The sequence below is a fragment of the Microvirga sp. HBU67558 genome (assembly GCF_018069605.1).
GTDB classification, from domain to species: Bacteria; Pseudomonadota; Alphaproteobacteria; order Rhizobiales; family Beijerinckiaceae; genus Microvirga; species Microvirga terrae.
The window spans coordinates 25,966-51,481 of record NZ_JAGPUP010000529.1; the positions used below are offsets into that span (position 1 = coordinate 25,966).

24 protein-coding genes are annotated in these 25,516 nt (G+C 64.6%); 14 read left to right on the forward strand and 10 right to left on the reverse strand.

Annotated elements, in window-relative coordinates; genetic code table 11:
- Positions 1 to 88 precede the first annotated feature (88 nt).
- The 5 genes from KBI52_RS17525 (at position 89) to KBI52_RS17545 (ending at position 6,235) form a co-directional block, all read left to right on the forward strand.
- Entirely contained in the window at positions 89 to 1,963 is a 1,875-nt protein-coding gene (locus tag KBI52_RS17525) for a TRAP transporter large permease subunit (protein WP_173945767.1), read from the forward strand.
- Positions 1,964 to 2,063: 100 nt separating this feature from the next.
- Positions 2,064 to 3,701: an acyl-CoA synthetase gene (locus tag KBI52_RS17530; RefSeq protein ID WP_210809031.1), complete on the forward strand. Its 1,638-nt coding sequence runs from the start codon at positions 2,064 to 2,066 to the stop codon at positions 3,699 to 3,701.
- Positions 3,702 to 3,744: 43 nt separating this feature from the next.
- Complete coding sequence (locus tag KBI52_RS17535) at positions 3,745 to 4,539, forward strand: SDR family NAD(P)-dependent oxidoreductase (protein WP_173945769.1); 795 nt, start codon at positions 3,745 to 3,747, stop codon at positions 4,537 to 4,539.
- Between the two features lie 7 nt (positions 4,540 to 4,546).
- The gene (locus tag KBI52_RS17540) at positions 4,547 to 5,350 is read left to right on the forward strand and encodes an SDR family NAD(P)-dependent oxidoreductase (protein ID WP_173945790.1); all 804 of its coding nucleotides are present in this window, start codon (positions 4,547 to 4,549) and stop codon (positions 5,348 to 5,350) included.
- 21 nt (positions 5,351 to 5,371) lie between these two features.
- The gene (locus tag KBI52_RS17545; RefSeq protein ID WP_210809033.1) at positions 5,372 to 6,235 is read left to right on the forward strand and encodes a PCC domain-containing protein; all 864 of its coding nucleotides are present in this window, start codon (positions 5,372 to 5,374) and stop codon (positions 6,233 to 6,235) included.
- A 24-nt stretch (positions 6,236 to 6,259) separates the two neighbouring features.
- Here the strand turns inward: KBI52_RS17545 and KBI52_RS17550 are convergent, their stop codons facing one another.
- The 6 genes from KBI52_RS17550 to KBI52_RS17575 form a co-directional block, all read right to left on the reverse strand.
- Entirely contained in the window at positions 6,260 to 7,243 is a 984-nt protein-coding gene (locus KBI52_RS17550) for a bile acid:sodium symporter family protein (RefSeq protein ID WP_210809035.1), read from the reverse strand.
- A 24-nt stretch (positions 7,244 to 7,267) separates the two neighbouring features.
- The gene (locus KBI52_RS17555; RefSeq protein WP_210809037.1) at positions 7,268 to 8,662 is read right to left on the reverse strand and encodes an NAD(P)H-dependent oxidoreductase; all 1,395 of its coding nucleotides are present in this window, start codon (positions 8,660 to 8,662) and stop codon (positions 7,268 to 7,270) included.
- A gap of 76 nt (positions 8,663 to 8,738) precedes the next feature.
- Positions 8,739 to 10,001, reverse strand: coding sequence for a 3-oxo-tetronate kinase (otnK, locus tag KBI52_RS17560; protein WP_173945773.1), 1,263 nt, complete (start codon positions 9,999 to 10,001; stop codon positions 8,739 to 8,741).
- Positions 9,998 to 10,810, reverse strand: coding sequence for a hydroxypyruvate isomerase family protein (locus KBI52_RS17565; RefSeq protein ID WP_210809039.1), 813 nt, complete (start codon positions 10,808 to 10,810; stop codon positions 9,998 to 10,000). The genes otnK and KBI52_RS17565 overlap by 4 nt, the downstream gene beginning before the upstream one ends.
- Before the next feature lie 4 nt (positions 10,811 to 10,814).
- Positions 10,815 to 11,534, reverse strand: a complete 720-nt coding sequence (gene otnC, locus KBI52_RS17570; RefSeq protein WP_210809041.1) for a 3-oxo-tetronate 4-phosphate decarboxylase — start codon at positions 11,532 to 11,534, stop codon at positions 10,815 to 10,817.
- 43 nt (positions 11,535 to 11,577) lie between these two features.
- A complete protein-coding gene (locus tag KBI52_RS17575; RefSeq protein ID WP_210809043.1) occupies positions 11,578 to 12,267 on the reverse strand; it encodes a GntR family transcriptional regulator in 690 nt (229 codons plus the stop codon).
- A 217-nt stretch (positions 12,268 to 12,484) separates the two neighbouring features.
- On the opposite strand from KBI52_RS17575, the gene KBI52_RS17580 reads away from it, so the two are divergent.
- From KBI52_RS17580 to KBI52_RS17600, 5 genes are all read left to right on the forward strand, one after another.
- Complete coding sequence (locus tag KBI52_RS17580; RefSeq protein WP_173945791.1) at positions 12,485 to 13,504, forward strand: 4-hydroxythreonine-4-phosphate dehydrogenase PdxA; 1,020 nt, start codon at positions 12,485 to 12,487, stop codon at positions 13,502 to 13,504.
- A 58-nt stretch (positions 13,505 to 13,562) separates the two neighbouring features.
- Positions 13,563 to 14,558: a tripartite tricarboxylate transporter substrate binding protein gene (locus tag KBI52_RS17585; RefSeq protein ID WP_173945777.1), complete on the forward strand. Its 996-nt coding sequence runs from the start codon at positions 13,563 to 13,565 to the stop codon at positions 14,556 to 14,558.
- Positions 14,559 to 14,639: 81 nt separating this feature from the next.
- On the forward strand, positions 14,640 to 15,119 hold the full coding sequence (locus KBI52_RS17590; RefSeq protein ID WP_210809045.1) for a tripartite tricarboxylate transporter TctB family protein: 480 nt from the start codon (positions 14,640 to 14,642) through the stop codon (positions 15,117 to 15,119).
- Positions 15,120 to 15,143: 24 nt separating this feature from the next.
- Positions 15,144 to 16,658, forward strand: a complete 1,515-nt coding sequence (locus KBI52_RS17595; protein ID WP_173945779.1) for a tripartite tricarboxylate transporter permease — start codon at positions 15,144 to 15,146, stop codon at positions 16,656 to 16,658.
- A 55-nt stretch (positions 16,659 to 16,713) separates the two neighbouring features.
- Positions 16,714 to 17,616: an NAD(P)-dependent oxidoreductase gene (locus KBI52_RS17600; RefSeq protein WP_173945780.1), complete on the forward strand. Its 903-nt coding sequence runs from the start codon at positions 16,714 to 16,716 to the stop codon at positions 17,614 to 17,616.
- Here the strand turns inward: KBI52_RS17600 and KBI52_RS17605 are convergent.
- Genes KBI52_RS17605 through KBI52_RS17615 form a run of 3 tightly spaced genes read right to left on the reverse strand, consistent with a single transcriptional unit; the run spans position 17,613 to position 20,095 of the window.
- Positions 17,613 to 18,533: a PfkB family carbohydrate kinase gene (locus tag KBI52_RS17605; protein WP_173945781.1), complete on the reverse strand. Its 921-nt coding sequence runs from the start codon at positions 18,531 to 18,533 to the stop codon at positions 17,613 to 17,615. The two genes, KBI52_RS17600 and KBI52_RS17605, sit on opposite strands and share 4 nt — an antisense overlap.
- A 3-nt stretch (positions 18,534 to 18,536) precedes the next feature.
- Complete coding sequence (locus KBI52_RS17610; protein ID WP_173945782.1) at positions 18,537 to 19,211, reverse strand: GntR family transcriptional regulator; 675 nt, start codon at positions 19,209 to 19,211, stop codon at positions 18,537 to 18,539.
- Positions 19,208 to 20,095, reverse strand: a complete 888-nt coding sequence (locus KBI52_RS17615; protein ID WP_210809047.1) for a dihydrodipicolinate synthase family protein — start codon at positions 20,093 to 20,095, stop codon at positions 19,208 to 19,210. The genes KBI52_RS17610 and KBI52_RS17615 overlap by 4 nt, the downstream gene beginning before the upstream one ends.
- Before the next feature lie 139 nt (positions 20,096 to 20,234).
- Between KBI52_RS17615 and KBI52_RS17620 the strand changes: the two genes are divergently transcribed.
- From KBI52_RS17620 to KBI52_RS17635, 4 genes are all read left to right on the forward strand, one after another.
- Positions 20,235 to 21,572 (forward strand): ABC transporter substrate-binding protein, encoded by a 1,338-nt coding sequence (locus KBI52_RS17620; RefSeq protein ID WP_210809050.1) that lies wholly within the window; start codon positions 20,235 to 20,237, stop codon positions 21,570 to 21,572.
- Between the two features lie 75 nt (positions 21,573 to 21,647).
- Positions 21,648 to 22,547, forward strand: a complete 900-nt coding sequence (locus tag KBI52_RS17625) for a carbohydrate ABC transporter permease (protein WP_259060714.1) — start codon at positions 21,648 to 21,650, stop codon at positions 22,545 to 22,547.
- 2 nt (positions 22,548 to 22,549) lie between these two features.
- Positions 22,550 to 23,374: a carbohydrate ABC transporter permease gene (locus KBI52_RS17630; protein ID WP_173945786.1), complete on the forward strand. Its 825-nt coding sequence runs from the start codon at positions 22,550 to 22,552 to the stop codon at positions 23,372 to 23,374.
- Between the two features lie 219 nt (positions 23,375 to 23,593).
- Positions 23,594 to 24,202 carry a hypothetical protein gene (locus tag KBI52_RS17635; RefSeq protein WP_210809057.1) on the forward strand — a complete coding sequence of 203 codons (609 nt, stop codon included), beginning with the start codon at positions 23,594 to 23,596 and terminating at the stop codon, positions 24,200 to 24,202.
- Positions 24,203 to 24,355: 153 nt separating this feature from the next.
- Here KBI52_RS17635 and KBI52_RS17640 read toward each other — a convergent pair whose 3' ends face one another.
- Positions 24,356 to 25,111 carry a calcium-binding protein gene (locus tag KBI52_RS17640; RefSeq protein WP_173945788.1) on the reverse strand — a complete coding sequence of 252 codons (756 nt, stop codon included), beginning with the start codon at positions 25,109 to 25,111 and terminating at the stop codon, positions 24,356 to 24,358.
- Positions 25,112 to 25,516 lie beyond the last annotated feature (405 nt).

Consider the following 25,516-nt stretch of genomic DNA (forward strand, 5'->3'; position numbering starts at 1 on the left):
ATCCCTGCGCCCGCGGGCGCAGGGATCAGGCGATCGTGCGGCCGTGAGGCGCCACGGCGTCCCGGAGAATCGTAGGGAACGTTCGGACATGACATCCTCCGCCCAGGCACTTCCCGCCTCAGAACCGCTCATCGTCGCCGAGAGCGACGAGGTTCGCGCCGGATCGCGCTTCCTGAGGCCCGTCGAGATCATCGCGTCCGGCCTGCTCGTCGCCATCGTGGTGCTGCTGCTGGCCGGCGTGACCTCGCGCTACGTGTTTTCGCTGTCGGTCGTCTGGATCGACGAAGTTGCGTCCATCTGCTTCCTGTGGCTCGCCATGCTCGGGGCGGCGATCGCCCTCGACCGCAACGAGCATCTGAGACTGACTTTGTTCCTGCACAAGATGCCGGAGCGGGCTCAGGCCTTCATGGGGGCCTTCGCGCCCCTGGTGATCGCCACCTTCCTTCTCGCCCTGATGGTGCCGGCTTTCGACTACGCGCTGGAGGAATGGTACATCACGTCGCCAGCGCTGAATATTCCCAACACCTTCCGCGTTGCGGCCATCCCGTTCGGGATGGTGGCCATGCTGGCGATCGTTCTGGCATATGCGCTGAAGAACGCGTCATGGCGCGATCTCGTCGTGGCGGCTCTCCTGATCGCCGTGGCTGCCGCCGTGCTGTGGTTCTCCTCGCCGTCCCTGGTCAGGATGGGAAGCGCCAAGATCATCCTGTTCCTCGTCGTCTTCGTGGCGGTCTGCCTGGCCGCCGGGGTGCCGATCGCATTCTGCTTCGGCATCGGCACGCTGAGCTATCTGGCCTTCGCCACGCAGGTGCCGACCTTCGTGATGATCGGGCGGATGGACGAGGGCATGTCGGGCATCATCCTTCTGTCGGTTCCGATCTTCGTTCTGCTGGGCTGCATTCTCGATGCGACCGGGATGGGGAAGGCCATCGTGGATTTCCTGGCGTCGCTCCTCGGCCATGTGCGGGCCGGAATGTCCTACGTGCTGCTGGGGTCGCTCTTCGTCGTGTCGGGTATTTCGGGATCCAAGGTGTCCGACATGGCCACCGTGGCGCCGGCCCTGTTCCCCGAGATGAAGCGGCGCGGTCACAGCCCGCGGGAGATGATTGCGCTGCTCGCCACGGGCGCCGCCATGGCCGACACCGTTCCGCCCAGCATCGTCCTCATCGTCCTGGGATCCGTCGCGGGCGTGTCGATCGCGGGCCTGTTCACGAGCGGCTTCGTGGTCGCCATGGTTCTGCTCGCCGCCCTCGCGATCCTGGCCCGCTGGAAGGCGCGCCATGAGAGCATGGAGGGCGTCCGCCGGGCGCCGGCATCCCTGATCGGCCGCACGCTGCTCGTGGCGGCGCCCGCGCTCGTCCTGCCGTTCCTCATCCGCAGCACGGTCGCCGGCGGAGTCGCGACCGCCACCGAGGTGTCGACCATCGCGGTCATCTACGCCCTGTTCGTGGGCGTGGTTCTCTACGGCGGCATCGGCTGGCGCAAGCTCTACGGGATGCTGGTCGAGACCGCGGCGCTCACCGGGTCGATCCTGCTGATCCTCGGCACCGCTCTCGCCATGGCCTGGGCGATCACGCAGGCAGGCGTCGCGCAGAGTCTTGCATCGATCATGACGGGCCTGCCCGGAGGCTGGATCGCCTTCATGGCCCTGACGATCGTCGTCTTCATGATCCTGGGCTGCGTGCTCGAGGGCCTGCCCGCCATCGTCCTGATGGCCCCGCTCATGTTCCCCATCGCCAAGAGCCTCGGGATCAACGACATCCACTACGCGATGGTCATCGTCACGGCGATGAATATCGGCCTGATGACGCCGCCGATCGGCATCGGCTTCTATCTCGCGTGCAAGATCGGCAACGTGTCGCCCGACGAAGCGATCGGGGCGATCTGGCCCTATCTTGTGGCGCTCGTCGCGGGTCTCGTGATCATCGCCACCGTCCCGTGGATCTCGACGGCGTTCCTCTGATGGTATCGTGCGCCCTGCGAGGATGATGGACATCGCCGTTCGACAAAGGAAACACACCGATGGCACGCCCCGGCTTGATCGGTCTTCGGAAACGCCGCCCATGATCGCCTCTCTTCAGACCCCTGCGGGAGGCGTCGTGCCCGTGTCGAAGCGGGTCATGAACCTCGCCAACTTCCTGCACCAGGCGGCCCGGCGCCACGGGGCCGAAATCGGTTTCGTCTGGGGCGGGGCGAGCTGGACCTGGGCCGAACTCGCCCGTCGCGTCGACGCGATGGCTGCCGCCCTGGCGGCGAACGGGATTGGGAAGGGCGATCGCGTCCTGGTGCAGTCGAAGAACTGCAACCAGATGTTCGAATCCATGTTCGCCTGCTTCCAGATCGGAGCCGTCTGGGTGCCGGCGAACTTCCGGCAGACGCCCGACGAGGTGGCCTATCTCGCCCAGTCGAGCGGCGCCTCGGCGCTGATCTGCCACCGCGACTTCCCGGATCACGCAGCCGTGGTCCGCGAGGCCGCGCCCGACATCCGGTTCGTGATCTCCATCGGGGCATCCGGCTTCGGCGACGACTACGACGCGCTCGTGGAACGGCACGGGGGAGAGAGCGCGCCGGTGGCGTCGGTCGAGCACGACGATCCGTGCTGGTTCTTCTTCACGTCCGGCACGACGGGTCGACCGAAGGCGGCCGTTCTGACCCACGGTCAGATGGCGTTCGTGGTTACGAACCACCTCTGTGACCTGATGCCCGGGACGACCCACCGGGACGCGTCCCTCGTCGTCGCGCCCCTGTCCCATGGTGCGGGCGTTCACCAGCTCACGCAGGTGGCGCGGGCGGCCAAGACCGTGCTGTTGCCCGGCGAGCGCTTCGATGTCGACGAGGCTTGGCGGCTCGTCGAGCAGTGGCGGATCACCAATCTCTTCACCGTTCCTACCATCGTGAAGCTTCTGACGGAACATCCTTCCGTGGATGCGTACGACCATTCCTCGCTTCGCTACGTGATCTATGCCGGCGCGCCCATGTACCGCGAGGATCAGAAGCATGCGCTCAAGAAGCTCGGCAATGTGCTGGTCCAGTATTTCGGGCTGGGCGAGGTGACCGGGAACATCACCGTGCTTCCGCCGGCGCTCCACGAGCCGGACGATGGTCGCGACGTGAAGGTCGGAACCTGCGGCTACGAGCGGACGGGCATGCAGGTCTCGATCCAGGACGAGCAGGGGCGGGAAGTGGCTCCCGGGGAGACTGGGGAGATTTGCGTCTGCGGGCCGGCCGTCTTCGCCGGCTACTACAACAACCCGGACGCCAACGCGAAAGCGTTCCGGAACGGCTGGTTCCGGACTGGCGATCTGGGACACGTGGATGCGCAGGGCTATCTCTACATCACCGGGCGCGCGTCGGACATGTACATCTCCGGCGGCTCGAACGTGTATCCGCGCGAGATCGAGGAGAAGATCCTGACGCACCCGGCTGTCGCCGAGGTGGCGATCGTGGGCGTGCCCGATCGAACCTGGGGCGAGGTCGGCGTTGCCGTCTGCGTGCTGCGGCCGGGGGCGGACTCGACCGAAAGCGACCTTCTCGCCTGGATGGACGGCAAGGTATCCCGGTACAAGCTCCCGAAGCGAGTCTTCTTCTGGGACGCGCTGCCGCGATCGGCCTACGGCAAGATCACGAAGAAGGACATCCGGGCGGAGCTGGAGAAGCGTGGATCCCTGCCGCTGGCCCAGCCGCCGCAAGGCGGGATCTGACAGGAAGCCTGCCCCCGCTCGTGAGACCTGACAGGAGAGAACCATGGCGCAGCCGCACACAGTGCTCGTGACCGGAGGAGCATCAGGCATCGGGCTCGCGGTCGTCGAAGCCGTTCTCGCCGAGGGCTGGCGCGTCATCGTGGCGGATCTCGAGCAAAAGAGCCTGGATCGGTGCAGGGAGGCTCTCTCGCCGTCCAGCAACCGGGTGCGGTTCGAGCGAATGGACGTGGCCGACGAGGACGGCGTCGTCCGCACGATCGCGGCCTGCGAGGCGGAGTTCGGACCGATCACCGGCGTGGTCAACTCGGCTGGCATCGGCAGGGACGTGCCAGCCCTCGAGACGAGCGTCGATCTCTTCCGCAGGATGCTCGAGGTCAACCTGATCGGCAGTTTCGTCGTGTCCCGCGAAGCGGCCAAACGGATGCGGGATCGCGGCAGCGGCTCCATCGTCAACATCGCGTCTGTGTCGGGCCTCATGGGCAACAAGGGCCGCGTCGCCTACGGGGCCTCGAAGGGCGGCGTCATCACCATGACGAAGATCATGGCGGTCGAATTGGCCGCTCTCGGGATCCGGGTGAACGCCATCGCGCCCGGGCCGATCGAAACCCCGCTCGTCCAGGAGGTCCACACGCCCGATGTGCGCGCTGCCTGGATGACAGCCGTGCCGCAGCGCCGCTACGGCTCTCCGGACGAGATCGCCGGCGCAGCCGTCTTCCTGCTCGATCCTCGCAAATCCAGCTACATCACGGGGCAGACCATCTGCGTCGATGGCGGGTTCTCCATTGCGGGCATTCTGGACCCTGCGTCGAATGCGGCTGCCCGCGACGGACATGAGTGAGCGCAAGATGGGCACGCGTCTGAAGGACAAGGTCGCCATCGTGTTCGGCGCGGGATCCTCGGGACCGGGATGGGGCAACGGGAAGGCCGCCGCCGTCGCCTATGCGCGCGAGGACGCGAGGGTGGCCTGCGTGGATCTCGTCCAAGAAGCGGCCGAGGAAACGGCCGCCATCATCAGCCAGGAAGGCGGCACGGCCCTCGCGGTTGCCGCCGACGTCACCGACCTGAGTTCCATCGGCAGGGCGGTGGAGCGCGCGGTGGCGGAATTCGGGAGGATCGACATCCTGCACAACAACGTCGGCGTGACCCACATGGGCGGGCCGGTCGAGTTGAGCGAGGAGCAGTTCGCGGCGGCCCTGAACCTTAATATCGGACCGGTCTACCGGACCTCCAAGGCCGTCATCCCGCACATGCTGCGGCAGGGCGGCGGCGCGATCGTCAACATCTCCTCGCTGGCTGCGATCCGCTGGACCGGCTACCCCTATTTCGCCTATTCCGCCACGAAGGCGGCGGTCAATCAGGCCACGGTCGCCCTGGCCATGCAATATGCCCGCCAGGGCATCCGGGCGAACTGCATCATGCCCGGACTCATCGATACGCCGTTGATCTACAAGCAGATCTCCGGGCAATACGCCTCGGTCGACGAGATGGTAGCCGCCCGCAATGCGGCCGTGCCGCTCGGCACGATGGGCACGGCCTGGGACATCGCGAATGCGGCTGTCTTCCTCGCGTCCGACGAGGCCAAGTTCATCACGGGCGTCTGCCTGCCGGTCGACGGCGGTCAGAGTTGCGCCGTATCCGAGTTGCGCTGACGCTTTATCCCGAGGTTGAGGATGGCCCGAAGAATCATTCGTCACCCTGGCACGATCTCCCCGGAGCGCACGTCCGCCGTCCCCGGCTCTGCGGTTCCGCTGCGCTTCACCCTCGAGCCGGGCCAGGCCGTGGATGCCGCCATCGCAAAGGGGTTCGCCGATGCCGGGTGCGGCGGTGGTTTCGTGGAGTTCCGCGGCGGACGTTGCGAGCCGTTCCAGTTCGTCATGCCGGCAGCATCTCCGGATGACCTTCATGCGGCCTGGTACAGCGAGACCTTCGCCCCCAATGGCGTGGTCGAGATCGAGCGCGCCTGCGCGATCGTCGGGTGGCGCGACGGCAGGCCGTTCATCCACTGCCACGGTGTCTGGAATTCACGGGACGGTCGGCAGATGGGCCATATGCTCGGGCCCGCGACGATCGTCGCCGAGCCGATCCTCGTGACCGGGATCGGTTCGCGGTCCGCGACCTTTGACGCTCTGCCCGATCAGGAGACGAACTTTACCCTGTTCGAGCCGGCGCCTTTCGCCGAGGGAATCGCGGGAGATTCCAGTTTCCGTGTCCTGCTGGCGAAGGTCAGGCCTAACGAGGACATCAGCCTGGCGATCGAGGCGATCTGCGCGCAGCGCGGAATCCATGCGGCGAACGTCTATGGCATCGGCAGCCTGAACGAGGTTCGATTTTCTGGCGGCACCCAGGTCCAATCTCATGCCACGGAGGTTCTCATTCGCCGGGGCAGGGTGACGAGTGTCGACGGCCTGCCGCAGGCCAGTCTCGACATCGATGTCGTCGATATCCAGGGCCGGATCTTCGGCGGAGAAATCGTCCGTGGCGACAATCCGGTCTGCGTCACCTTCGAACTGGTCATCGAGCCGGCGGCGGATTGATCCTGTCCGGGATCGGCCTCCGGTCTACTCGGCCGGCACCGGTTCCTGGGCCGTGCGCTTGGCATAGGCTCGCGCCAGGACGGCGCAGACCAGCAGCTGGATCTGATGGAACAGCATCAGAGGCAGGATGATCGCGCCGATCATGCTGGCCGGGAAGAGGATGCTAGCGATGGGAACGCCGCTCCCGAGGCTCTTCTTGGATCCGCAGAACACGATCGCGACTTCGTCCCGGGTGGAGAAACCGAACAGCCGGCTTGCCAGGGTGGTCGTCACGAGGACCAAGCCAAGCAGGATGCAGCTGATGACGACGAGGACGATCATGTCGCGCGGCGCCAGCCGTTGCCACAGGCCCTCGACGGCCGCCTCGCCGAAGGCATAATAGACGACGAGCAGGATCGCCCCGCGGTCGACGAGGCTCGTGAGCATCCGGCGCGTCTCCACCCATGATCCGATCCAGGGGCGCAGCAGATGTCCGAGAAGAAACGGAACGAGGATCTGCAGCACGATCTCGCCGATGGCCCCGAACGACACTCCTCCCTGGGTCTGCATGAACATGCCCATCAGAAGCGGCGTGAGAAGCACACCCAGGACGTTCGAGGCCGATGCGCTGCACACGGCCGCCGCGACGTTTCCCCCGGCGATGGACGTGAAGGTGATCGAAGACTGGATCGTGGACGGTAGAAGGCACAGGTAGAGAATGCCGAGCGCGATACCCGGCGCGAGGTAGGACTGGAGATAGGTCTTCGTGAGCAGCCCGAGGACCGGGAACAGGATGAAGGTCGCGGCGAACACCATCAGGTGCAGGCGCCAGTGGATGGCGCCTTGGATGATCGCCTGTCGCGAAAGGCGCGCACCTTGGAGAAAGAACAGAAGCGCGATCGACCCGACGATGACCACCTTGAGGATCGGAGCCGCCGCACCCGTCGCGGGAAGGATCGTCGCGGCGACCGCAGTCGCCACGAGCGCGATGGTGAAGCGGTCGGGCCGCAGGAGGGACAGAAAGGCCATCGGTCGTGCGCTCCCGGATTGTCTCTACGACCGGTGTCCGAAGAAGCGCGCATCCTGCTCCCGGCGCAGTCGCGTCAGGGCCGATCCCTCCGGGTGCTCGAGATCGCTCATGCGGATTTCCTGGCCCTTTGAGACCGAATTCGCCAGCCGGCAATCGGCGGCCAAGTAGAATGGGGCAGGTGCGCTTGTCCCCAGAGGCCCGGCGGGCCGGAACTCGGCGGTCACGCCGGAGATCGTATGATGATGCCCGCCCATAGCCAGGGCCGTGCCGGCCGGCAGGTTCTCGGTCGCGACGGCGATCAGGTCGTAGCGCGGCTGGTAGTCGGACCCGTAGCCCGACATCCCGTGGACGGCGGCATCGAGAATGCTGGTGGCGGCCTCGAGGCCGAGCAGGTGCCGCGGCAGGAACACCATGGCGTTCGCTCCCGTCCGGCTGACGATATGTCCCTTCTGGGCCAGCATGTCCCAGCTCTTCGCATCGTCGCAGCGGACGACCACGAAGACGCCGCCCGCGAAGCTGACCTCGTCCGGCTTGCGCAGGCAGTGGAACACGTCGAGGCGCCGAGTGCCCGAGAGAATGCCGCCGTCGTCCTGCTGCGAGAAGATCGTCGGAACCTCGCTGATGCGCGCGAGCGGCGCGTGGAGGTCGAAGCGGTCCGGCTGGAGGCCGGTGGCGTTCGCGACGACCATGAGTTCGCACAGATCCGGCACGGCGCGCTGCGGGAAGCCCGCGATGGCCTGGTGCCGGGCGGCGAGGATCTCATCGACGTCCCGTGCGCCGAGAGTCCAATGAGCGTTCAGGTCCACGTTTTCGGCGGAGCGCTCGTTGCTGGCGAGATGTCCGGAGGAGGGATCGAAGACGAAGTCGTATTCGCTCGACTTGCCGGCCGCGACGATGTGGAAGCCCATCACCTCGGCCCAGGTGGCGAGACCGATGAGCAGGCTCGGCTGATCCCCGTCGACCGTCGTGACGACCCGGCCGCGCTCGGCCGCCAGAGCCTTGAGGCCGGGCCCGACCACGCTGTCGAGCTCCTTCGTGACGAGCGCAAGGTGCTTCTCGCTCTCGACCGAGAGCAGCGCATGACGGGCGGCCGCCTGCGGCTGCCCGGTCGCCTCGACGACTACATCGAAGGGCAGATCGGACACGAGCGCGAGGTCCTTCGTGGCGATATAGCCGCCACGCTCCCAGGCGGCTTGCGCGTCACGGGCCGACTCGCAGATGTGGATCCGGCGCGGATCGATGCCGGCGGCCTTCAGGCCCGCGGCTGCACTCTCGGCCGTGAGATCGACGGCGATGCGAGCATTCATCAAGGGAACGCGTTGCGCCTGCGCCAGGAAGCTCTGGCCGAAGCCGCCCGTGCCGACCACGCAGGTCTCCACCGGGCGGCCAGCCTTCGCATAGAAATCATGGTAGTTCATCGCGCATCTCTCCCGTTCCGGTAAGCGGTCGCCACCGGTCTCTTGTTCCGCTGGATCGTTCTCTTGGGCCGCCGCCCTACCGAAGCATGGTCCAGGCCTTCAGGAAGAAGTCAGGGGTGCCGAAATTCCCCGACTTGAGGGCGAGGGCGAGGTCGATCCCCGCGAGTGACCGGGTCCACGGGACGCCCGGGTCGATCTCGGGGCCGATCGCCAGCGCATCGACATCGAGGGCGTTCACGACCGCGCCGGACGTCTCGCCGCCGGCCACGATGAGGCGGGTGAAGCCGAGGCCGGGCAGCGCCTTCGCGATCTCCGCGAGGGTCCGCTCGACGATCTCTCCGGCATTCATGCGCCCGAGCCTGTTCTGGACGGCCTGGACCTCCTCGGGCGTCGCCGTGGAGTAGATGAGGGCCGGTCCGGTCGTCGCCTGCGCGTTCAGCCAGTCGAGGGCCGTGCCCGCCGTCATGGCCCCTGAGGCGAGGTCCAGCGCGTCGAGGCGGAGCGTCGGGATCCCGGCTTCGATCGCGGCCTTGACCTGAGCGCGGGTCGCGCTGGAGCACGAGCCGGCCAGGATGATGCTGCGGCCGGCAGGAGCGTCGAAGCCGGTGGAGGCCGGGGAGGCGTTGCGCTCGCCCCGCCGGTAGGCGGCAGGCAGCCCCATCGCGACCCCCGATCCTCCGGTCATGAGGGGAAGATCGGCAGCCGCAAGCCCGATGGCCCGAAGGTGGTCGTCGCTCAGGGCATCGACGATCACGATCTGGTGGCCGGCGGCCTTCTCGCGCGCAAAGGCGGCCCGGATGGCGTCCGGACCGGCTTCCACGTCTTCGTAGGCGACGAGCCCAACCGGCCGCTTGGTCTGGCGCTGCAGAACCCGCACGAGATTGGAATCCCGCATCGGGGTGAGCGGATGGTCCTTCATGCTGCTTTCGTGCAGCGGTACCCCGTTCACGAAGAGATGGCCCTTGTAGACCGTGCGGCCATTGGCCGGAAAGGCCGGGCAGGCGAGCGTGAAGTCGCTTCCCGTGAAGGTGAGAAGCGCGTCGGTGACCGGTCCGATATTGCCCTCGTCAGTGGAATCGAAAGTGGAGCAGTACTTGAAGAACAGGTGCTCGGCGCCGGCGGTTCTCAGGATCTGCGCGGCGGCAAGGGATTGATCGATGGCCTCCATCGCCGGGATGGTCCGGGATTTCAGCGCCGCCACGACCGCATCAGCTCCCGACAGGTCGAGTTCCGGCCGCGGCGCGCCGATCGTCTGGATGGTCCGCAACCCCTCCCGGGCCAGCATGAGAGCGAGGTCGGTCGCTCCGGTCAGATCATCGGCGATACACCCGAGCTTCATTCCGCGGCTCCCTTGGCGTTCGAGGAGGGTTGAGGCTCGCTCCAGGCCGACAGCCAGCCGAGGCCGTCTTCCGTACGGCCGCGGGGCTTGTACTCGGCGCCGATCCAGCCGCCATATCCCATATCGTCGAGGGATCGGCAGAGGGTGCGGTAGTCGATCTCGCCCTCGTCCGGTTCAGCACGGCTCGGCACCGCGGCGATCTGGACATGGCCGATCACGTCGAGGAAGTCCTTGAGCCGCCGCGTGAGATCGCCCTGCATGATCTGGGTATGATAGCAGTCGAACATGATCTTCACGTTCCGCCGCCCGACCTGGTCGATGATCGACGCGGCTTGCTCGACGGTGTGCAGGAAGTATCCCGGCTTGTCGCGGTGGTTGATCGGTTCGATGAGCACGGTCATTCCGGCCTGGGCGGCCTTGTCGGCAGCCAGCTTCAGATTGGCCACGAAGGTTCTCTCGGCCGCCGAGGCGGCATCAGGGGCGACCAGCCCGGACATGCAGTGGACCGCAGACGCGCCGATCGCATGTCCGTAGGAAACCGCCTGTTCGATGGCCTTCTGGAACTCGCTCTCGCGACCCGGCAGGGCTCCGAGCCCGAAATCGCCCGCAGAAGCGTTCCCGACCGGCGTGTTCAGTCCAAGCACGGTCACTTGGCTGCGGGTCAGGGCGGCACGCATCTCCTCAGCGGGCACCTGGTAGGGCCAATGCATCTCGACGGCCTTGAACCCGGCCGCAGCCGCGGCTCCGACCCGGTCGATCTCGGGAAGCTCGGTGAAAAGGAAGCCTAGATTGGCCGAGAAGCGTGGCATCGGTTCATCCGCATTTGTGGGAGGGGTGGTGCGACGCGGAACAGCAGTCCTGAGAAGCGTCGGAGGTCTCTTCGGCGATCGCCTCGTCCAATTTGAAGTGAGCCACCAGGTCCCGCACCTGGGCACGGGTCAGAAGACGAGGGTTGAGCCCATGAAGAAGGAGGCGCAGCTTCGCGGTCTCCTCCAATTCCTCAGTGGCATAGACAGCGGCTTCCAGATCCTTGCCAGCCACCACGGGGCCGTGATTGGCCAGAAGAACGGCGCTGTAGCGTCCGGCAAGGCCTCGGATCGCATCGGCCACGGCCGCATCTCCCGGCCGGTAATAGGGAACGAGGGCTGTCCGCCCGACCCGCATGACGTAGTAGGCTGTCAGGGGCGGCAGGGCATTTGCGGGATCGATGTCCGGCAGCATCGAAACGGCGACGGAATGCGTGGAGTGCAGGTGAACGATTGCGCCTGCATCCGGGCGGGTCGCGTAGAGCGCCGAATGAAGGGTCAGTTCCTTGGTCGGCGCATCGCCCTCGACGAGACGGCCGTCCGCATCAAGCTTGCTCAAGCGCGCCGGGTCGAGAAAGCCCAGGGAGCTGTTGGTCGGCGTCGTCAGCCAGCCCCCGTGGCTCAAACGGACCGAGATGTTGCCCGAGGATCCGGCGGTCAGGCCGCGTTCGAACAATGACCGCCCGAATCGGCAGATCATCTCGCGAATCTGGTTCTCATGGCTCATGTCCGGGCCCTCGCAATGAATGGTGACTGAATGGGAGCGGCTATCAGATCGCGTGCCTGACGCGCTCCCAAGTCTTCAGCATATGGGCGTTCAGGATCGTGGACAGCCGGTCGGCATGGCGCGCTTCGAGAGCCTCGATCATCTCGACATGGTCGGCCACGGCGCCGGCCCATTTCTCAGGTCCTTCATTGCCGATGTAGCGGATGCGCTTCAGCCGGGCCTGCAGAACGTTGTGCACCGAGGCCAGAGCCTCGTTCTTGGAGAGCCGGAGGATCGACGAGTGGATGCTCTGGTTGAGCTTGAAATAGGGAAGGCGGTCGCGCTTCTCATACATGTCCATCATATGGTCATGCAGCTGCCGGACCTCGCGGATTTCCTGATCGGTGGCGTTTTCACAGGCCAACCGCCCAGCAAGACCTTCAAGATTGCCCAGCACGATCAGACTGTCATGCACGTCCTTCGCGCTGAACTGGCGCACGACCGCGCCTCGCCCGGGTGAGAGCTCCAGCAATCCCTCGCTGACCAGAAACTTGAGCGCTTCCCGCAAAGGTGTGCGCGAGACCCCCAGCATCTTGCCGAGGTTGCCCTCGTGGAGGCGGGTTCCCGGAGACAGCTCGCCTTCGATGATCATGTCGCGAACCCGCGCCACGATGGCGTCGTGGAGGGTAGGGCGGACGATGGGCCCACGCGAATCGAGGTCGTCGATCAGCAGGGGGGCGGCCTCAGATGCCATGGCTCGTTCCATACTTTGCCGTGTTTCCACAGATCCTCACGGGGATTGACCCCTCTATACAACCTTTCTCTAGATCGTCGCAAACAAAATTCTGTATGCAGCATACTTGCGTACGAAATTTACGGCTGTTAACGTTCCGTCGTCATCCCGAGAAGAGGTTGCTGTGAGCGCTCCATCGTTGCCGACCCCATCCGAAAAGCCGACCGTCGCATTCGCCATGGGCGATCCTGCCGGCATCAGCCCCGAGTTGGCTGCCAAGCTCATCGCGTCAGAAGAGTTCCGCTCCGGCGCCGACCTCGTGATCTTCGGCGATCTTCGGATCCTGGAGCGCGGCGCCAAGGTGGCCGGTGTCGCCGTTGATGTGGAGGTTGTCGCGTCCGAGCAGGCGATCCCGAATCACGCCAGCCGCCCGGTCTTCATTGATCTGAAGAATCTCAGCCCGGATCGGGTTGTGCCTGCCACGGCCACGCTGGAAGGCGGAGTCTTCGCGACCGAGAACTTCCGCCGTGCCCTGCTGCTCGCCCAGTCCGGTCGCGCCGATGCGGTGTTCTTCACGCCCTTCAACAAGAAAGCCATGCGCCTTGCTTATGACGGATACGACGACGAGATCCGTTTCGTACGCGACGTTCTCAAGACGTCAGTGGCCGCAAGCGAGTTCAATGTTCTGGGGCAGACCTGGAACGCCCGCGTGACATCCCATATCCCGCTGTCGCAGGTTGCCGCCGCGATCTCCGAGGAAGCGATCCTACGGTCGCTGTCGCTGGCCAACCAGTGCATGCGGGCTGCGGGCTTCAACCCGCCGCGGATCGCCGTCGCCGGCCTCAACCCGCACGCCGGGGACGGCGGCAATTTCGGCACCGAGGAAATCGACATCATCGAACCGGCCGTTCGTCAGGCGCAGGCTCAGGGCTTCACGGTCGAAGGACCCTTCCCGTCGGACACGGTCTTCCTGCGCGCCAAGAACGGCGATTTCGACGCCGTCCTTACCATGTACCACGACCAGGGTCAGATCGCGATGAAGCTAATGGGTTTCGACCGCGGCGTGACGCTGATCGGCGGCTTCGAGTTCCCGATCTGCACGCCGGCTCACGGCACGGCCTATGAGATCGCCGGCCGCGGCATCGCGAATCTCGGCGCCAGCCGAGAGGCTCTCTCTCTCGCCATCCGCATGGGCGCTGAAGTGCGCGCCCGCCGTTCGGAGGCAGAGCAGCCGAGATTGTCAGCCGTCAATTCCTAGAACAGCCAGTTCCAACAGCCGACGCCATCGGTTGGAAACATCACAGGGAGGAAGAACGATGCTCAAGAAGACTTCATGGTTGGTAGCTACGGCCGTCGCGGTGACATTCAGCGGCTTCGCACAGGCGGATTGGAAGCCCACGAAGCCGGTCGAATTCATCGTCACGTCGGCACCCGGCGGCGGCACCGACAACTTCGCCCGCGTCGTGCAGTCTATCATCGCCAAGCACAAGCTGATGGAGCAGCCCATCGTCGTCACCAACAAGGGCGGCGGAAGTGGCGCGGAAGGTTTCATCTATACGAAGGTCGCGACGGGCGACAGCCACAAGCTGACCTTCGGCACGAACAACGCCTATCTCCTGCCATACGTCGCGAAGCTCGCCTACAAGCCCGATGAGCTGACCCCCGTGGCGGCCATGGCCCTCGACGAGTTCCTGCTCTGGGTCAAGGCCGATTCTCCCTACAAGGATGCCAAGAGCTACATCGAAGCCGTTAAGGCGAAACCCGACACCTTCAAGATGGGCGGCAGCCAGTCCAAGGACACGGACCAGACCCTCACCAGCCTGATCCAGGATGCGACCGGCGCCAAGTTCATCTACGTGCCGTTCCAGGGCGGCGGTGCGGCCGGTGTGCAGCTTGCCGGCGGGCATATCGACTCCAACACCAACAATCCGAACGAGAATGCCGGCCAGTGGAAGGCCGGAGCGATCACTCCGCTGTGCGTCTTCAGCCCGACCCGCCTCCAGGGCGGCGTCAAGGTCACAGCCACGATGGGCTGGTCGGACATCCCGACCTGCAAGGAAGCAGGCATTCCGATCGATCAGTTCCAGATGCCGCGCACCGTATGGCTGCCGGGCGGCGTTCCGGCCGAGGCCGTCGCGTTCTACGCCGACGTCCTGAAGAAGGTGAGCGAGACGCCGGAGTGGAAGGAATACATCGAGCGCACCTCCCAGACCGACAAGTTCCTGGCCGGTCAGGATCTGAAAAGCTTCATCGCCGCCGACGACGCCAAGAACCGCAAGGTCTTCGAGGGTGAAGGCTGGGTCGTTCGCTAACGGCAGAATGTGAACGGCCGGCGGAGGACAGCTCCGCCGGCTCCTCCTGCATGCATCATCCATCGAACCGGGACGGACGCGATGATTTCTCGTTTCAGCGCTGAGATCGGAACCGCCACACTGACTGCAGGCCTTGGGCTCGCGGCGGTCGTCGGCGCTCTGGAATTCGGGATCGGTTGGGGAGACGCAGGGCCTGAGCCCGGGGCATTCCCGTTCTACATCGGCCTGCTGGTCGTCGCTGCCAGCATCGGCAATTTGGTCCATGCGACGGTCGGACGTCATGGGTTGCAATCGGTCTTCCTGCACAAGGAGGAGGCCAAGCGCGTGGCATCGTTCTTCGTGCCCATGCTGGCCTTCGTGGTGGTAGCCCGTCTCCTCGGCCTCTACGTGGCGACGGCGCTGTATCTCGCCTTCGTCATGCGAGTGCAGGGAAAGTACCGGCTCGCGGTTTCCATCGCATCGGGCATCGCCGCAGCCGTGATCTTCTACTTCGTGCTCGAGGTGGCGTTCCAGGTTCCTCTCATGAAGGGTCCGCTCGAAGCCGCTCTGGGCCTCTACTAGCCCCCATCCGGACGGAGACAGGTCGTGGAAAATTTCGCTTCACTCCTTCATGGCTTCGGGGTCGCTCTGACGACCTATCATGTCATGCTCATGATGGTCGGCGTCCTACTGGGCATCCTGGTCGGCGTCCTGCCGGGGCTCGGTGCTCCCAACGGTGTTTCGCTTCTCCTCCCGCTGACTTTCACCATGGATCCGGTTGCGGCGATCATCCTGCTCACCAGCATGTACTGGGGCGCGCTCTTCGGCGGATCGACGACGTCGATCCTCTTCAACATTCCCGGGGAGCCTTCATCCGTCGCGACGACATTCGACGGGTATCCCATGGCCCGTCAGGGCCAGGCGACCCAGGCGCTGACGCTCGCTTTCCTGTCGGCTGGCTTCGGCGCCCTGGTCGGGGTGATCCTCATCACCGTGCTATCGACCTGGGTGGCCAAGTTCGCGCTTCGCTTCAGCTCACCCGAGTATTTCGCCGTCTACTTCCTGGCCTTTGCCAGCTTCATCGGGCTTGGGGCCGCGTCTCCGTTCAAGACCGTCGTCTCCATGGGCCTCGGGTTCGCTTTCGCGTCGGTCGGCATGGACACGGTGTCGGGCGGCCTGCGCCTCACCTACGGGTTCAATGAACTCCTCTCCGGCATCAGCTTCCTCATCGCGGTGATCGGCTTGTTCGGCATCGGCGAACTCATGCTCACCATGGAGGAGGGGCTGCGCTTCGACGGCATCCGTGCCCGCGTCAAGATCCGTGACGTCTTCAAGACGATCGCGACCCTGCCGCGCTACTGGGTGACGCTTCTGCGCAGCAGCGCCATCGGCTGCTGGATGGGCATCACCCCGGGCGGGCCGACCGCCGCCTCCTTCATGAGCTATGGTCTTGCCAAGCGTCTGTCGCGCCGCAAGGACGGATTTGGGCAGGGCGAGCCTGAAGGCGTCGTGGCGCCGGAGACGGCAGACCACGCCGCCGGCAGCAGCGCCATCCTGCCGATGCTGGCCCTCGGCGTTCCCGGTTCCGCAACGGCCGCCGTCATGATGGGCGGCCTCATGATCTGGGGCCTGAACCCCGGACCGATGCTGTTCATCGAACGGCCGGACTTCGTGTGGGGCCTGATCGCCAGCATGTATCTCGGCAATATCGTGGCCGTGCTCATGGTGCTTGCCACCATTCCGCTCTTCGCATCAATCCTGCGCATTCCGTTCGCCATCATCGGTCCGGTGATCGTCGTCGTGTGCTTCATCGGCGCTTATACGGTCGCGGGTCGACCTTTCGATCTCTGGCTGGCACTCGCCTTCGGTGTGGTGGGATACCTGTTCAAGAAACTCGATTATCCGATCGCGCCGCTCGTCCTGGCCATGGTGCTCGGCGACAAGGCGGAGGACGCCTTCCGGCAGTCCATGATCATGTCGCGCGGATCGCTGTCGATCTTCTGGTCGAACGGTCTCGTCACGACCCTGATGCTGATCGGTCTGGTGCTTGCGTTCGGGCCGCTCCTGAGCACCGCGCTCGGACGTCTGGTGAAGCCCAAGGCCTCATCGGCCGTCGCCTGAGGGTGATTGCGAGGGGCCGCTCAAACCTGAGCGAGCCGCACTGAAGGAGTTTTCGATGACCCCATCACCATCCGCCAACGTGGCGTTCCTTGGCATCGGCCTCATGGGATCGCGCCAGGCGAGGCGTCTGCTCGACGCGGGCTATAGGCTGACGGTCTGGAACCGCTCGCGCGAAAAGGCCGAGGCGCTTGGCGCCTTCGGCGCACACGTGGCCGAGACGGCGTCCGATTCGGTGAGCAACGCGGATGTTGTCATCCTTATGCTCGAGAACGGCAAGATCGTCAGGGATGTACTGTTTTCCCACGGTGTGGCGGAAGCCCTGAAGTCCGGAGCGATCCTTGTCGACATGAGCTCCATCAAGCCCGCAGAGGCTCAGGAGCACGCCCGGCACCTACAGGAGCGTGGCGTCCATCACATCGACGCGCCTGTCTCCGGCGGGACCACCGGGGCGGAGCAGGGGACACTGGCGATCATGGCTGGCGGCGAGGCCGAAACCTTCAGCAGGGTCGAGCCGATCCTCAGGATCATGGGCAGACCCGTTCATGTGGGGCCGCACGGGGCAGGGCAGCTCGCGAAGCTTGCCAATCAGATCATCGTCGGGGTGACGATCGGCGCGGTCGCGGAGGCGCTTCTGCTGGCACAGCGCGGCGGCGCCAACCCGGCCAAGGTCCGGGAGGCTCTTCGTGGGGGCTTTGCGGAAAGCCGCATCCTCGAACTGCACGGCCAGCGCATGGTCGAGCGCGATTTCGTCACCAAGGGTCGCTCGGTCACTCATCTCAAGGATCTCGACAACGCCCTCGACGCGGCTGACAGAATCGACCTCGAGGTCCTGCCTTATACCGCCCTGACGGCGGATCTATTCCGAGGGCTGATCGAGCACGCCGGCGACCTCGATCACAGTGGGCTGCTCGTCGAACTCGAGCGCAGAAACCCCACGGGAGCTTCGGCCGATTCTTAGACTGAGGTGCGACTTCGCTCCAGAAGCTCCGGAAGCGTCGGCGAGCCGAGACGCCCCCCGAAATGCTCGCACTTCATGGCGGCGGCAACATTGGCCATCCGCACTCTGCGCGGCAGATCCCAGTCGTTGACCAGTCCGTAGACATAGGTTCCGTGCCAGACATCCCCCGCGTTCAAGGTGTCCACGGCGCGGATGGGGATTGACGGGATCGTGGCGATGCTATCGACCATATCGCCTCGCTGCCACACCAAGGCACCGGCGGCACCGAGCGTCACTCCGACCACATTCGCTTCGATTCCGGCCGCAACATCCCGCAACGCCTCGCTGGGTGTTCCGCGATCGGACAGGGAGAGCAGGGCGGGTTCGGAGAACAGCACGTGGTCGGCCAGCGCGATCATTTCGCGCAGCACCTCCAGAGGCGAGACATCCGCGTCGAGCACGGTCGGAATCCCGCGACGGCGCGCTTCGGCCAGCAACGCCCTTGCCCCTTCGGGCCAGCGCATGTCGACCAGGACGGCAGCGGCATCGGCGACCTCGTGGAGCGGCAGCCAGCCTGGACCGGGGTCGAGCGACGGGTCGGTGTAGGGCACCACCAGTCGTTCGCCCTCATTGTCGACGAGAATGGTCGAAAAGGCCGTTCGGGCGCCTTCAACCCTGCGGATTCGATCAATGCGCACAGCTTCGCGGGACAAGTCGTGCAGGAAGCTTTCGCCGGTGGGGTCGCGTCCGACACGCGCCCAGAGTTCGACATTGCCGCCAAGGCGGGCGATGGTGACTGCGGCGGCCGTCGCCATCCCGGAGGCTGCTTGAACGGCCTTCTCCGGCAGAACCTTGGCTCCGTGGCTGGGGATTCGCTCGATCTTGAAGATGGTGTCCCAGAACGCGCATCCAAGGCAGATCACCGGCTTCTGGTTCATGGCCTATTCGAGCCTGAGCGCCCGCGCCCGAGCGTTCATGACGTGAGCGATGGCGGCCTCCACGGCCGCCGCCGTGTCGCGCCGCTTCATGGCCGCGATGATGGCGAGGTGCTCCCGCATCACCGGAATCACGAGATCCTCGTCGAGGCTCGTCTCGCTTTGGCGAATGAGCCGGACCTTGATCCAGTTCACCCGATAGGCCTTCGAGATGATCTCGTTGTTGAGATCGTCGATAATCGTTTCGTGAAATTCCCGGTCGACGTGCTGAGCCATGGCGACGAGTTGTTCGGTCAGGCCGTACCGTGCGTCATCGACGATCGACTGATGGGCGGCTTCGATCCGTGTGATTGCAGCGTCGCTCGCCGTCTGGCTGAAAACGGCGATCGCCTCCCGCTCCAGAATAAGCCGGAACTGGAAGGCGTTGCGGATCAGCGTGATGTCGAGCGGCAGGATCTGCAACCCGCGTTGCGGGACGGTGACGATCAAACCCTCCGCTTCCAGCCGGGGGATCAGTTCACGAATAGCGCCGAGAGGTTGTCCTGTGAGGGCGACCAACTCCCGCTGGGTCACGAACTGCCCGGGCTTGATCTGGCTCTGCAGGAGTTGTTCGGTAAACACGTCATAGGCCCGCTCGCGCAGTTTGATCTCCGTGCGAGGGGCTGGCCGAGCCATGCTCATGCAACGGCCTTGGTCACTTGCCCGAACGGCTCGAGCAACGAGACCGCCCGTGTGGTCGTCCGTTCGTCCAACGTCGGAAGCGGGGGCCTAGCAATGGCCCACGCCGGGTCGTTTCGTACATGGGCCACGAGCGCCTTTACCATCGGAACGATAGGGTGGCGGCAGATCTCCTGAACCAACGCGACGATGCGCGGATCGTCCCGACCGTTCTCCGCCAGGTCGATCACAGCCTCCGGCAGAACATTGGCCACGCCGCAGATCGATCCCGCGGCACCCGCCGCGCAAGCCCGGCCCAGATAGGTCTCGTCGCCGACCAAGATGTCCAGGTCGGGAAAGGCCTGGATCAGGGCGAATGTGGCGTCGGCGTTGCCCGCGCTGTCCTTCACCCCCCTGATGGCGCCGGGATACCGGTCCCTCAGGCGTGCGATGACCGCGTGTGACAGGGGAACGCCGGTCATGCCGGGTATATGGTAGAGTATGATGTCGCGGAGATCGGCGCCGATGGCGTCGAACACGGCCGAATACCAATCGAACACGGCGTCGTCTGGGGCAGGGCGGAAGTAGAAGGGCGGGGCCAGCAGTACCGCATGAGTCCCGCGACGCAGCGCCTGGCTCGTGCTGGACGCGGCCTCCTCCGGCGAGCAGGCGATCACGCCTTCCACCAGTTTATCGGCCGGGAATCCATGTCGAATCATCTCGTTGGCAACACGCTCGCGCTCCGTCGCGCCAACGGAGGGGCCTTCACCGGTTGTCCCGAACAGCGTCGCCGTCCGACAGCCCCGGGCGAGGCAATCCTTGGCGTGCGAAGCAAGGCGATGAACGTCCACCTTTCCGTTAAGAAAGGGGGTAACGAGGGCAGGACTGATGCCGAAGCTGAGCGACACGGGAGCCTCCAGGAACAGCTTCGACCTGTGGCCGAGCAAGTGCTGTGTTGACACTAACATGTTACATGGTGCTTAATCGGTTGCAAGCACTGAAATGAGTCCGAAGGGACCGTTAAGCTCAACCACGGAGGAAGTGATCATGGCTGCCACAGGCGGATCGTTTACGCGTCGTACATTTCTCGCAAGCACGGCGGCCGCGACCGCCGCATACGGCCTCGGCGGCGTGGCGCCAGCCTTTGCGGACGTGAATTGGAAGAAATACGCCGGCACGAAGATCGGCGTGAACCTGATCAAGAGCCCGCGCGGCGAGGTTTTGCAGAAATACGAAAAGGAATTCACCGACCTGACCGGAATCGAAGTCTCGTCGGAGCAGACGCCGGAGCAGCAGCAGCGGCAAAAGGCTGTGATCGAGCTGAACTCGGGCAGCCCGAGCTTCGACGTGGTGCATATCAGCTATCACGTCCAGAAGCGCCAGTTCGAAAAGGCCAATTGGCTGGCCGACATCAGCGGCTTCATGAAGAATCCGGAACTGACGGATCCGAGCCTCACCGAGAGCGACTTCTCCCAGGCTGGCCTGCTCTATGCCAAGAACCCGCAGGGGCAAATGCTGTCGCTGCCGTTCTCTGTCGATTACTGGTTGGTGTACTGGAATAAGGACCTCTTCGCCAAAAAGGGGCTCGCCTATCCGCAGACCTTCGAGGAAATGGTGAAGGCCGCCGAAGCCCTGACGGATCCGAAGGAGGGCACCTACGGCTTCGTCGCCCGCGGCCTGAAGAACGCCAACGTTCCCGTCTGGACGAGCTTCCTGCTCGGCCACGGTGTCGATCCCGTCGATGCCAACGGCAACCTGATGACGGATTCGCCTGAAGGCATCGAAGCCGCAAAGCTGTATCAGCGCCTTCTCACCAAATCCGCCCCGCAGGGCGTGGCCGGTTTCAACTGGTCGGAATGCCAGTCGGCCTTCTTGCAGGGTAAGATCGGAATGTGGCTCGACGGCGTCGGCTTCGCGCCTCCGCTGGAGGATCCGGAGAAGTCGCGGGTCGTCGGCAAGGTCGGCTACGGCGTCATGCCGCGCGGACCGAAGGCGCAGGCCTCGGCGACCTTCGGCGACGGCATCGGCATCACGGCCGCCAGTAAGAACAAGGAGGCAGCCTATCTCTATTGCCAATGGGCGGTCTCGAAGCTGATGGGTGCTCGCCTGCTGCAGGCGGGTGGCGGCGTGCCGTTCCGCCAGTCGATCCTGAACGATCCCGAGACCCGCAAGGGCGTGAAGATGCCCCCGGCGTGGATCGATGCGGTGGTGGAATCGGGCAAGATCAGCAAGCTGGGCCTCCCGGTCATCCAGCCCGTGACCGAGTTCCGCGACATTATCGGCATCGGCCTGACCAATGTTCTGGGCGGGGGCGATCCGGCCGCCGAGATGAAGAAGGCCACGGAGCAGTTCAAGCCCATCCTCGAGCGCAGCGAGAAGGCCTGATGCGCGCCGGACGGGACACGATCGGGATCGTGGAGCATGTCCATGTCCTCCATCGCTGAGCGCTCAGCCAATTCGATGGCAGGGGCGGCACCCGCCCCGGACGCTCGACCGAAGAGCATCTACTGGCCCTTCGTCGTGCCCGCCGTCGCGGTGGTCGGGTCGGTGATCGTGTTCCCGTGGGTCTTCACCGTCTGGATGAGCCTGCATGAATGGACAGTCGGCGGAGCCAGGCGCTTCGCCGGCCTGTCCAACTACCTGCGCCTCGCGTCGGACGAGCGCTTCCTGACCTCCGTCGGCCATACGCTGGTCTATACGGTGCTGGCCGTGATCCTGCCGCTGATCTTTGGAACCCTGGCCGCTCTCATCTTCAACTCCCGTCTGCCCTTCCGCGGCGTTCTGCGCGGCGTGTTCGTCATGCCCATGATGGCCACGCCCGTGGCCGTAGCCCTGGTTTGGACGATGATGTTCCATCCGCAGCTGGGGGTGCTGAACTATCTCCTGTCCTTGGTCGGCATCGGGCCCCAAGCCTGGGTGTTCAATCCCTCGACGGTGATCCCATCGCTGGTTCTCGTCGAGACCTGGCAATGGACGCCGCTCGTCATGCTGATCGTCCTGGGCGGTCTCGCGGCCATTCCGACGGAACCTTACGAGAGCGCCTCCATCGACGGAGCAACGATCCTTCAGCAGTTCCGCTACATCACGCTACCGATGATCGCCCCATTCCTCATGGTGGCGGTGATCATCAGGACGATCGACGCCCTGAAAAGCTTCGACATCATCTATGCGATCACCCAGGGTGGACCCGGCACGGCCTCCGAAACCATCAACCTCTATCTCTACAGCGTGGCATTCGCCTATTACGACGTCGGCTACGGATCGGCGATCGCGGTCGTGTTCTTCGCCATCGTGATCGCATTGTCTCTCCTCATGCTCCATCTGCGGCAGCGCACGAAATGGACGGACGTTCAGGGATGAGCATGAACCTTCGAAAAGTCACCCATTCGCTCGGCCTGCTGTTCGTCGGCCTCGTGCTGGTCTCGCCCGCGATCCTGTTCTTCCTGTGGATGATCTCGCTGTCGCTCAAGTTCGAGGTCGACAACGCCGCTTATCCGCCGATCCTGATTCCCGAGCGCTTCGCCTGGAAGAATTATACGGGCGTGTTCGAATCGAATCGCTTCGGCCTCTTCTTCCTCAACAGCGTGATCGTGACCGGCGCTGCGACCGGACTCGCCCTGCTGATCGGCGTGCCGGCCGGCTATGGCATCGCCCGAATGAAGGCGACCAAGGCTGCCGTGGTCGTGCTCATCGCCCGCATGACCCCTGGACTGTCGTATCTCATCCCGCTGTTCCTGCTCTTCCAGTGGCTGGGGCTCATGGGCACGCTTCTGCCGCAGATCATCGCCCACCTCGTGATCACGGTGCCGATCGTCATCTGGATCATGATCGGCTATTTCGAAACGACGCCGCTCGAGCTCGAAGAGGCGGCCGTCATCGATGGCGCCAGCCGGTGGCACGTCTTCCGTCACATCGCCCTGCCGATCGCCAAGCCGGGCATCACGGTGGCGTTCATCCTGGCGGTGATCTTCTCCTGGAACAACTTCGTGTTCGGCGTCGTCCTGGCGGGCCGGGAGACAAGGACCCTGCCGGTCGCCGTCTACAACATGCTGTCCTTCGAGCAGCTGAGCTGGGGACCTCTGGCGGCCGCCGCCCTGATCGTGACCTTGCCGGTCCTGGTCCTGACCATCGTGGCTCAGCGTCAGATCGTTGCCGGGCTTACGGCCGGAGCCGTGAAGGGCGGCTGAGGCGACGGGGAGGGGATGGGCACTCTCTCGGACTCGACGGCAGTCAGGGCTTCGCGGACCGGGATGCAAGAATTCGCCAGGGTGGCACGTTCCATCGTCGGGAATTGCGAAATTTGTCCCGAACGATCAAGCGGCCTCGCGGGAGAGATGTACAATCCTGTTTTTGATGGTTCCTGCCCCACACCTCGCGCATGCGAGCCGACCGACGGGAGGACGGCAATGAACAGGATTCTCTTCGCGATCGGGGCGCTCGCAGCGAGCGCTCTCCTTTTTCCAGCCGATGCCTTTGCCCAGCGCTTCGGTAGCCATGGAGGCGGGTTCCGCGGCGGCGGGTTTGGGGGAGGAGGGCTTGGCGGAAGCGGGGCCTTCCGAGGCGGCGGGTTCGGAGGCGGGGGCTTCGGTGGTTCGAGAATGTTCATCCCTCGGGGGGGAATGGGCGGCTTCGGGGGCGGGGCGATTGCTGGGCCGCGCCTTGGCCGTGGAGACTTCCGGGTAGGTGCCATCGGACGGCCGGGCTATGGCTTCCGTGCTCCCTATTATGGCCGGGTGGCTGGCGGGTACCGTCCCTATTACCGGGGTTATTACGGCGGTTATCCGTACTACCGCAACTATTACCGCGGCTACCCGTATTACGGAGGCGTCGTGGCCGCCGGGCTGGCACTCGGCGCGCTGAGCTATCCGTATTACGGCTATGGCTACGATTATCCGTATTATGGCTATTACCCGGCGGCCGTTGCCGAAGGCGAAGATTGCTATTGGGTACGCCGCCGCATCGTCGGGCCTTATGGGCGGATCGTCATCCGGCGTCAGCAGGTCTGCAATTATTGACCCTGCCCGTTGCGGGCGCGCTGATGTCCCGCCGGCGACTGCCGGCAAGGGTCACCCCGTCACGGCGGGTCACCCGAATCGGGGGTGCGCTTCGGCACCCCATTCCTGAAAAGCGCGTCGGGCCGAAGATCGACGCGCTTTTCACACGATGGGCTAGAGATTGATGATGTAGCGGTAGTTCATGTCCGCGGCACTGCCGGCCCCCGTCAGAATGACCCCCGTCTCGAACTGGTTGTCGTTGTTGAGATCGGAAAGCAGATAGCCCGTATCCGTCTGGGCATTGTACAGGAACACATGGGAGATGCTGGCGCTCGTGAAGGTCGTCTCCGCCTGGGATGCCGCCTCTTCGATGGACACCGCGCTCGTGGCGGCCTCGCGGTAATTGGCAGACGTTCCGGCAATCCTCGTGGCGATCCAGTCGGTTGCCGGCCTCCAGTCCGTGATCGTGTCCGCGCTTGCGCTGGTGATGCCCGACGAACCGCGCGTGAACTGGAAGGCATCGTCACCGGTTCCGCCAGTCAGCCTGTCCTGCCCGGAACCGCCGTTGAGGAGATCGTCGCTTGATCCGCCGGAGAGGGAGTCCCGTCCCGAACCTCCGTAAAGGTTGTCGTAATTCGCCCCGCCGGAAATGCGGTCGTTTCCGCTGTCCCCGAACAGGAAGTCGAATCCGTAGCCGCCGATGAGATTATCGTTGCCCGATCCGCCATGGAGGTCGTCAGGTCCATCTCCCCCGTTCAGGTAGTCGTTGCCGTTGCCGCCCACGAGGATGTCATAACCCCAGCCGCCGTAGATGTCGTCGTTTCCGCCGAAGCCGTAGAGATCGTCGTCGCAGCCGAAGCCGTAAATCACATCCTGACGGGACGTTCCGTCGAGAAGATTGGGCCAGTCATCCCCATAGATGGTCGCCATGACTTCCTCCGAATGCGCCCCCTCGGGATTCTTCGAACGATCCGGGCCGTTTGTCGGAGATCGATTTTCAGACAGTCATTATATGCCTTCTCCCGCCGGCATGCGTGAAAATGCTGAGGCGGCTGCTGGATATTTTGCACTATGAAGCGGACGGGCGAAGCTGCGTCTGTGGGCAGAATATTCACGAGGAGAGGTGGTTCGACGAGCGGAAAGTCGGCCTCGGCCGACGATAGAACCCGCTGCAGCTTTTCAGGTCGAAGCTCCGAGTTGGCCCACGCCAGAACGCGCCGGCACCCGCTACAGGGGATGAGCTCGAGGGTGTTTTCTGTCTGTAGGATATTCTGTTGTCGCAGCCAGATGCACTTTTTGCGCTGGCCTTATGAATGCCGAAGCCCCCGTGTCATG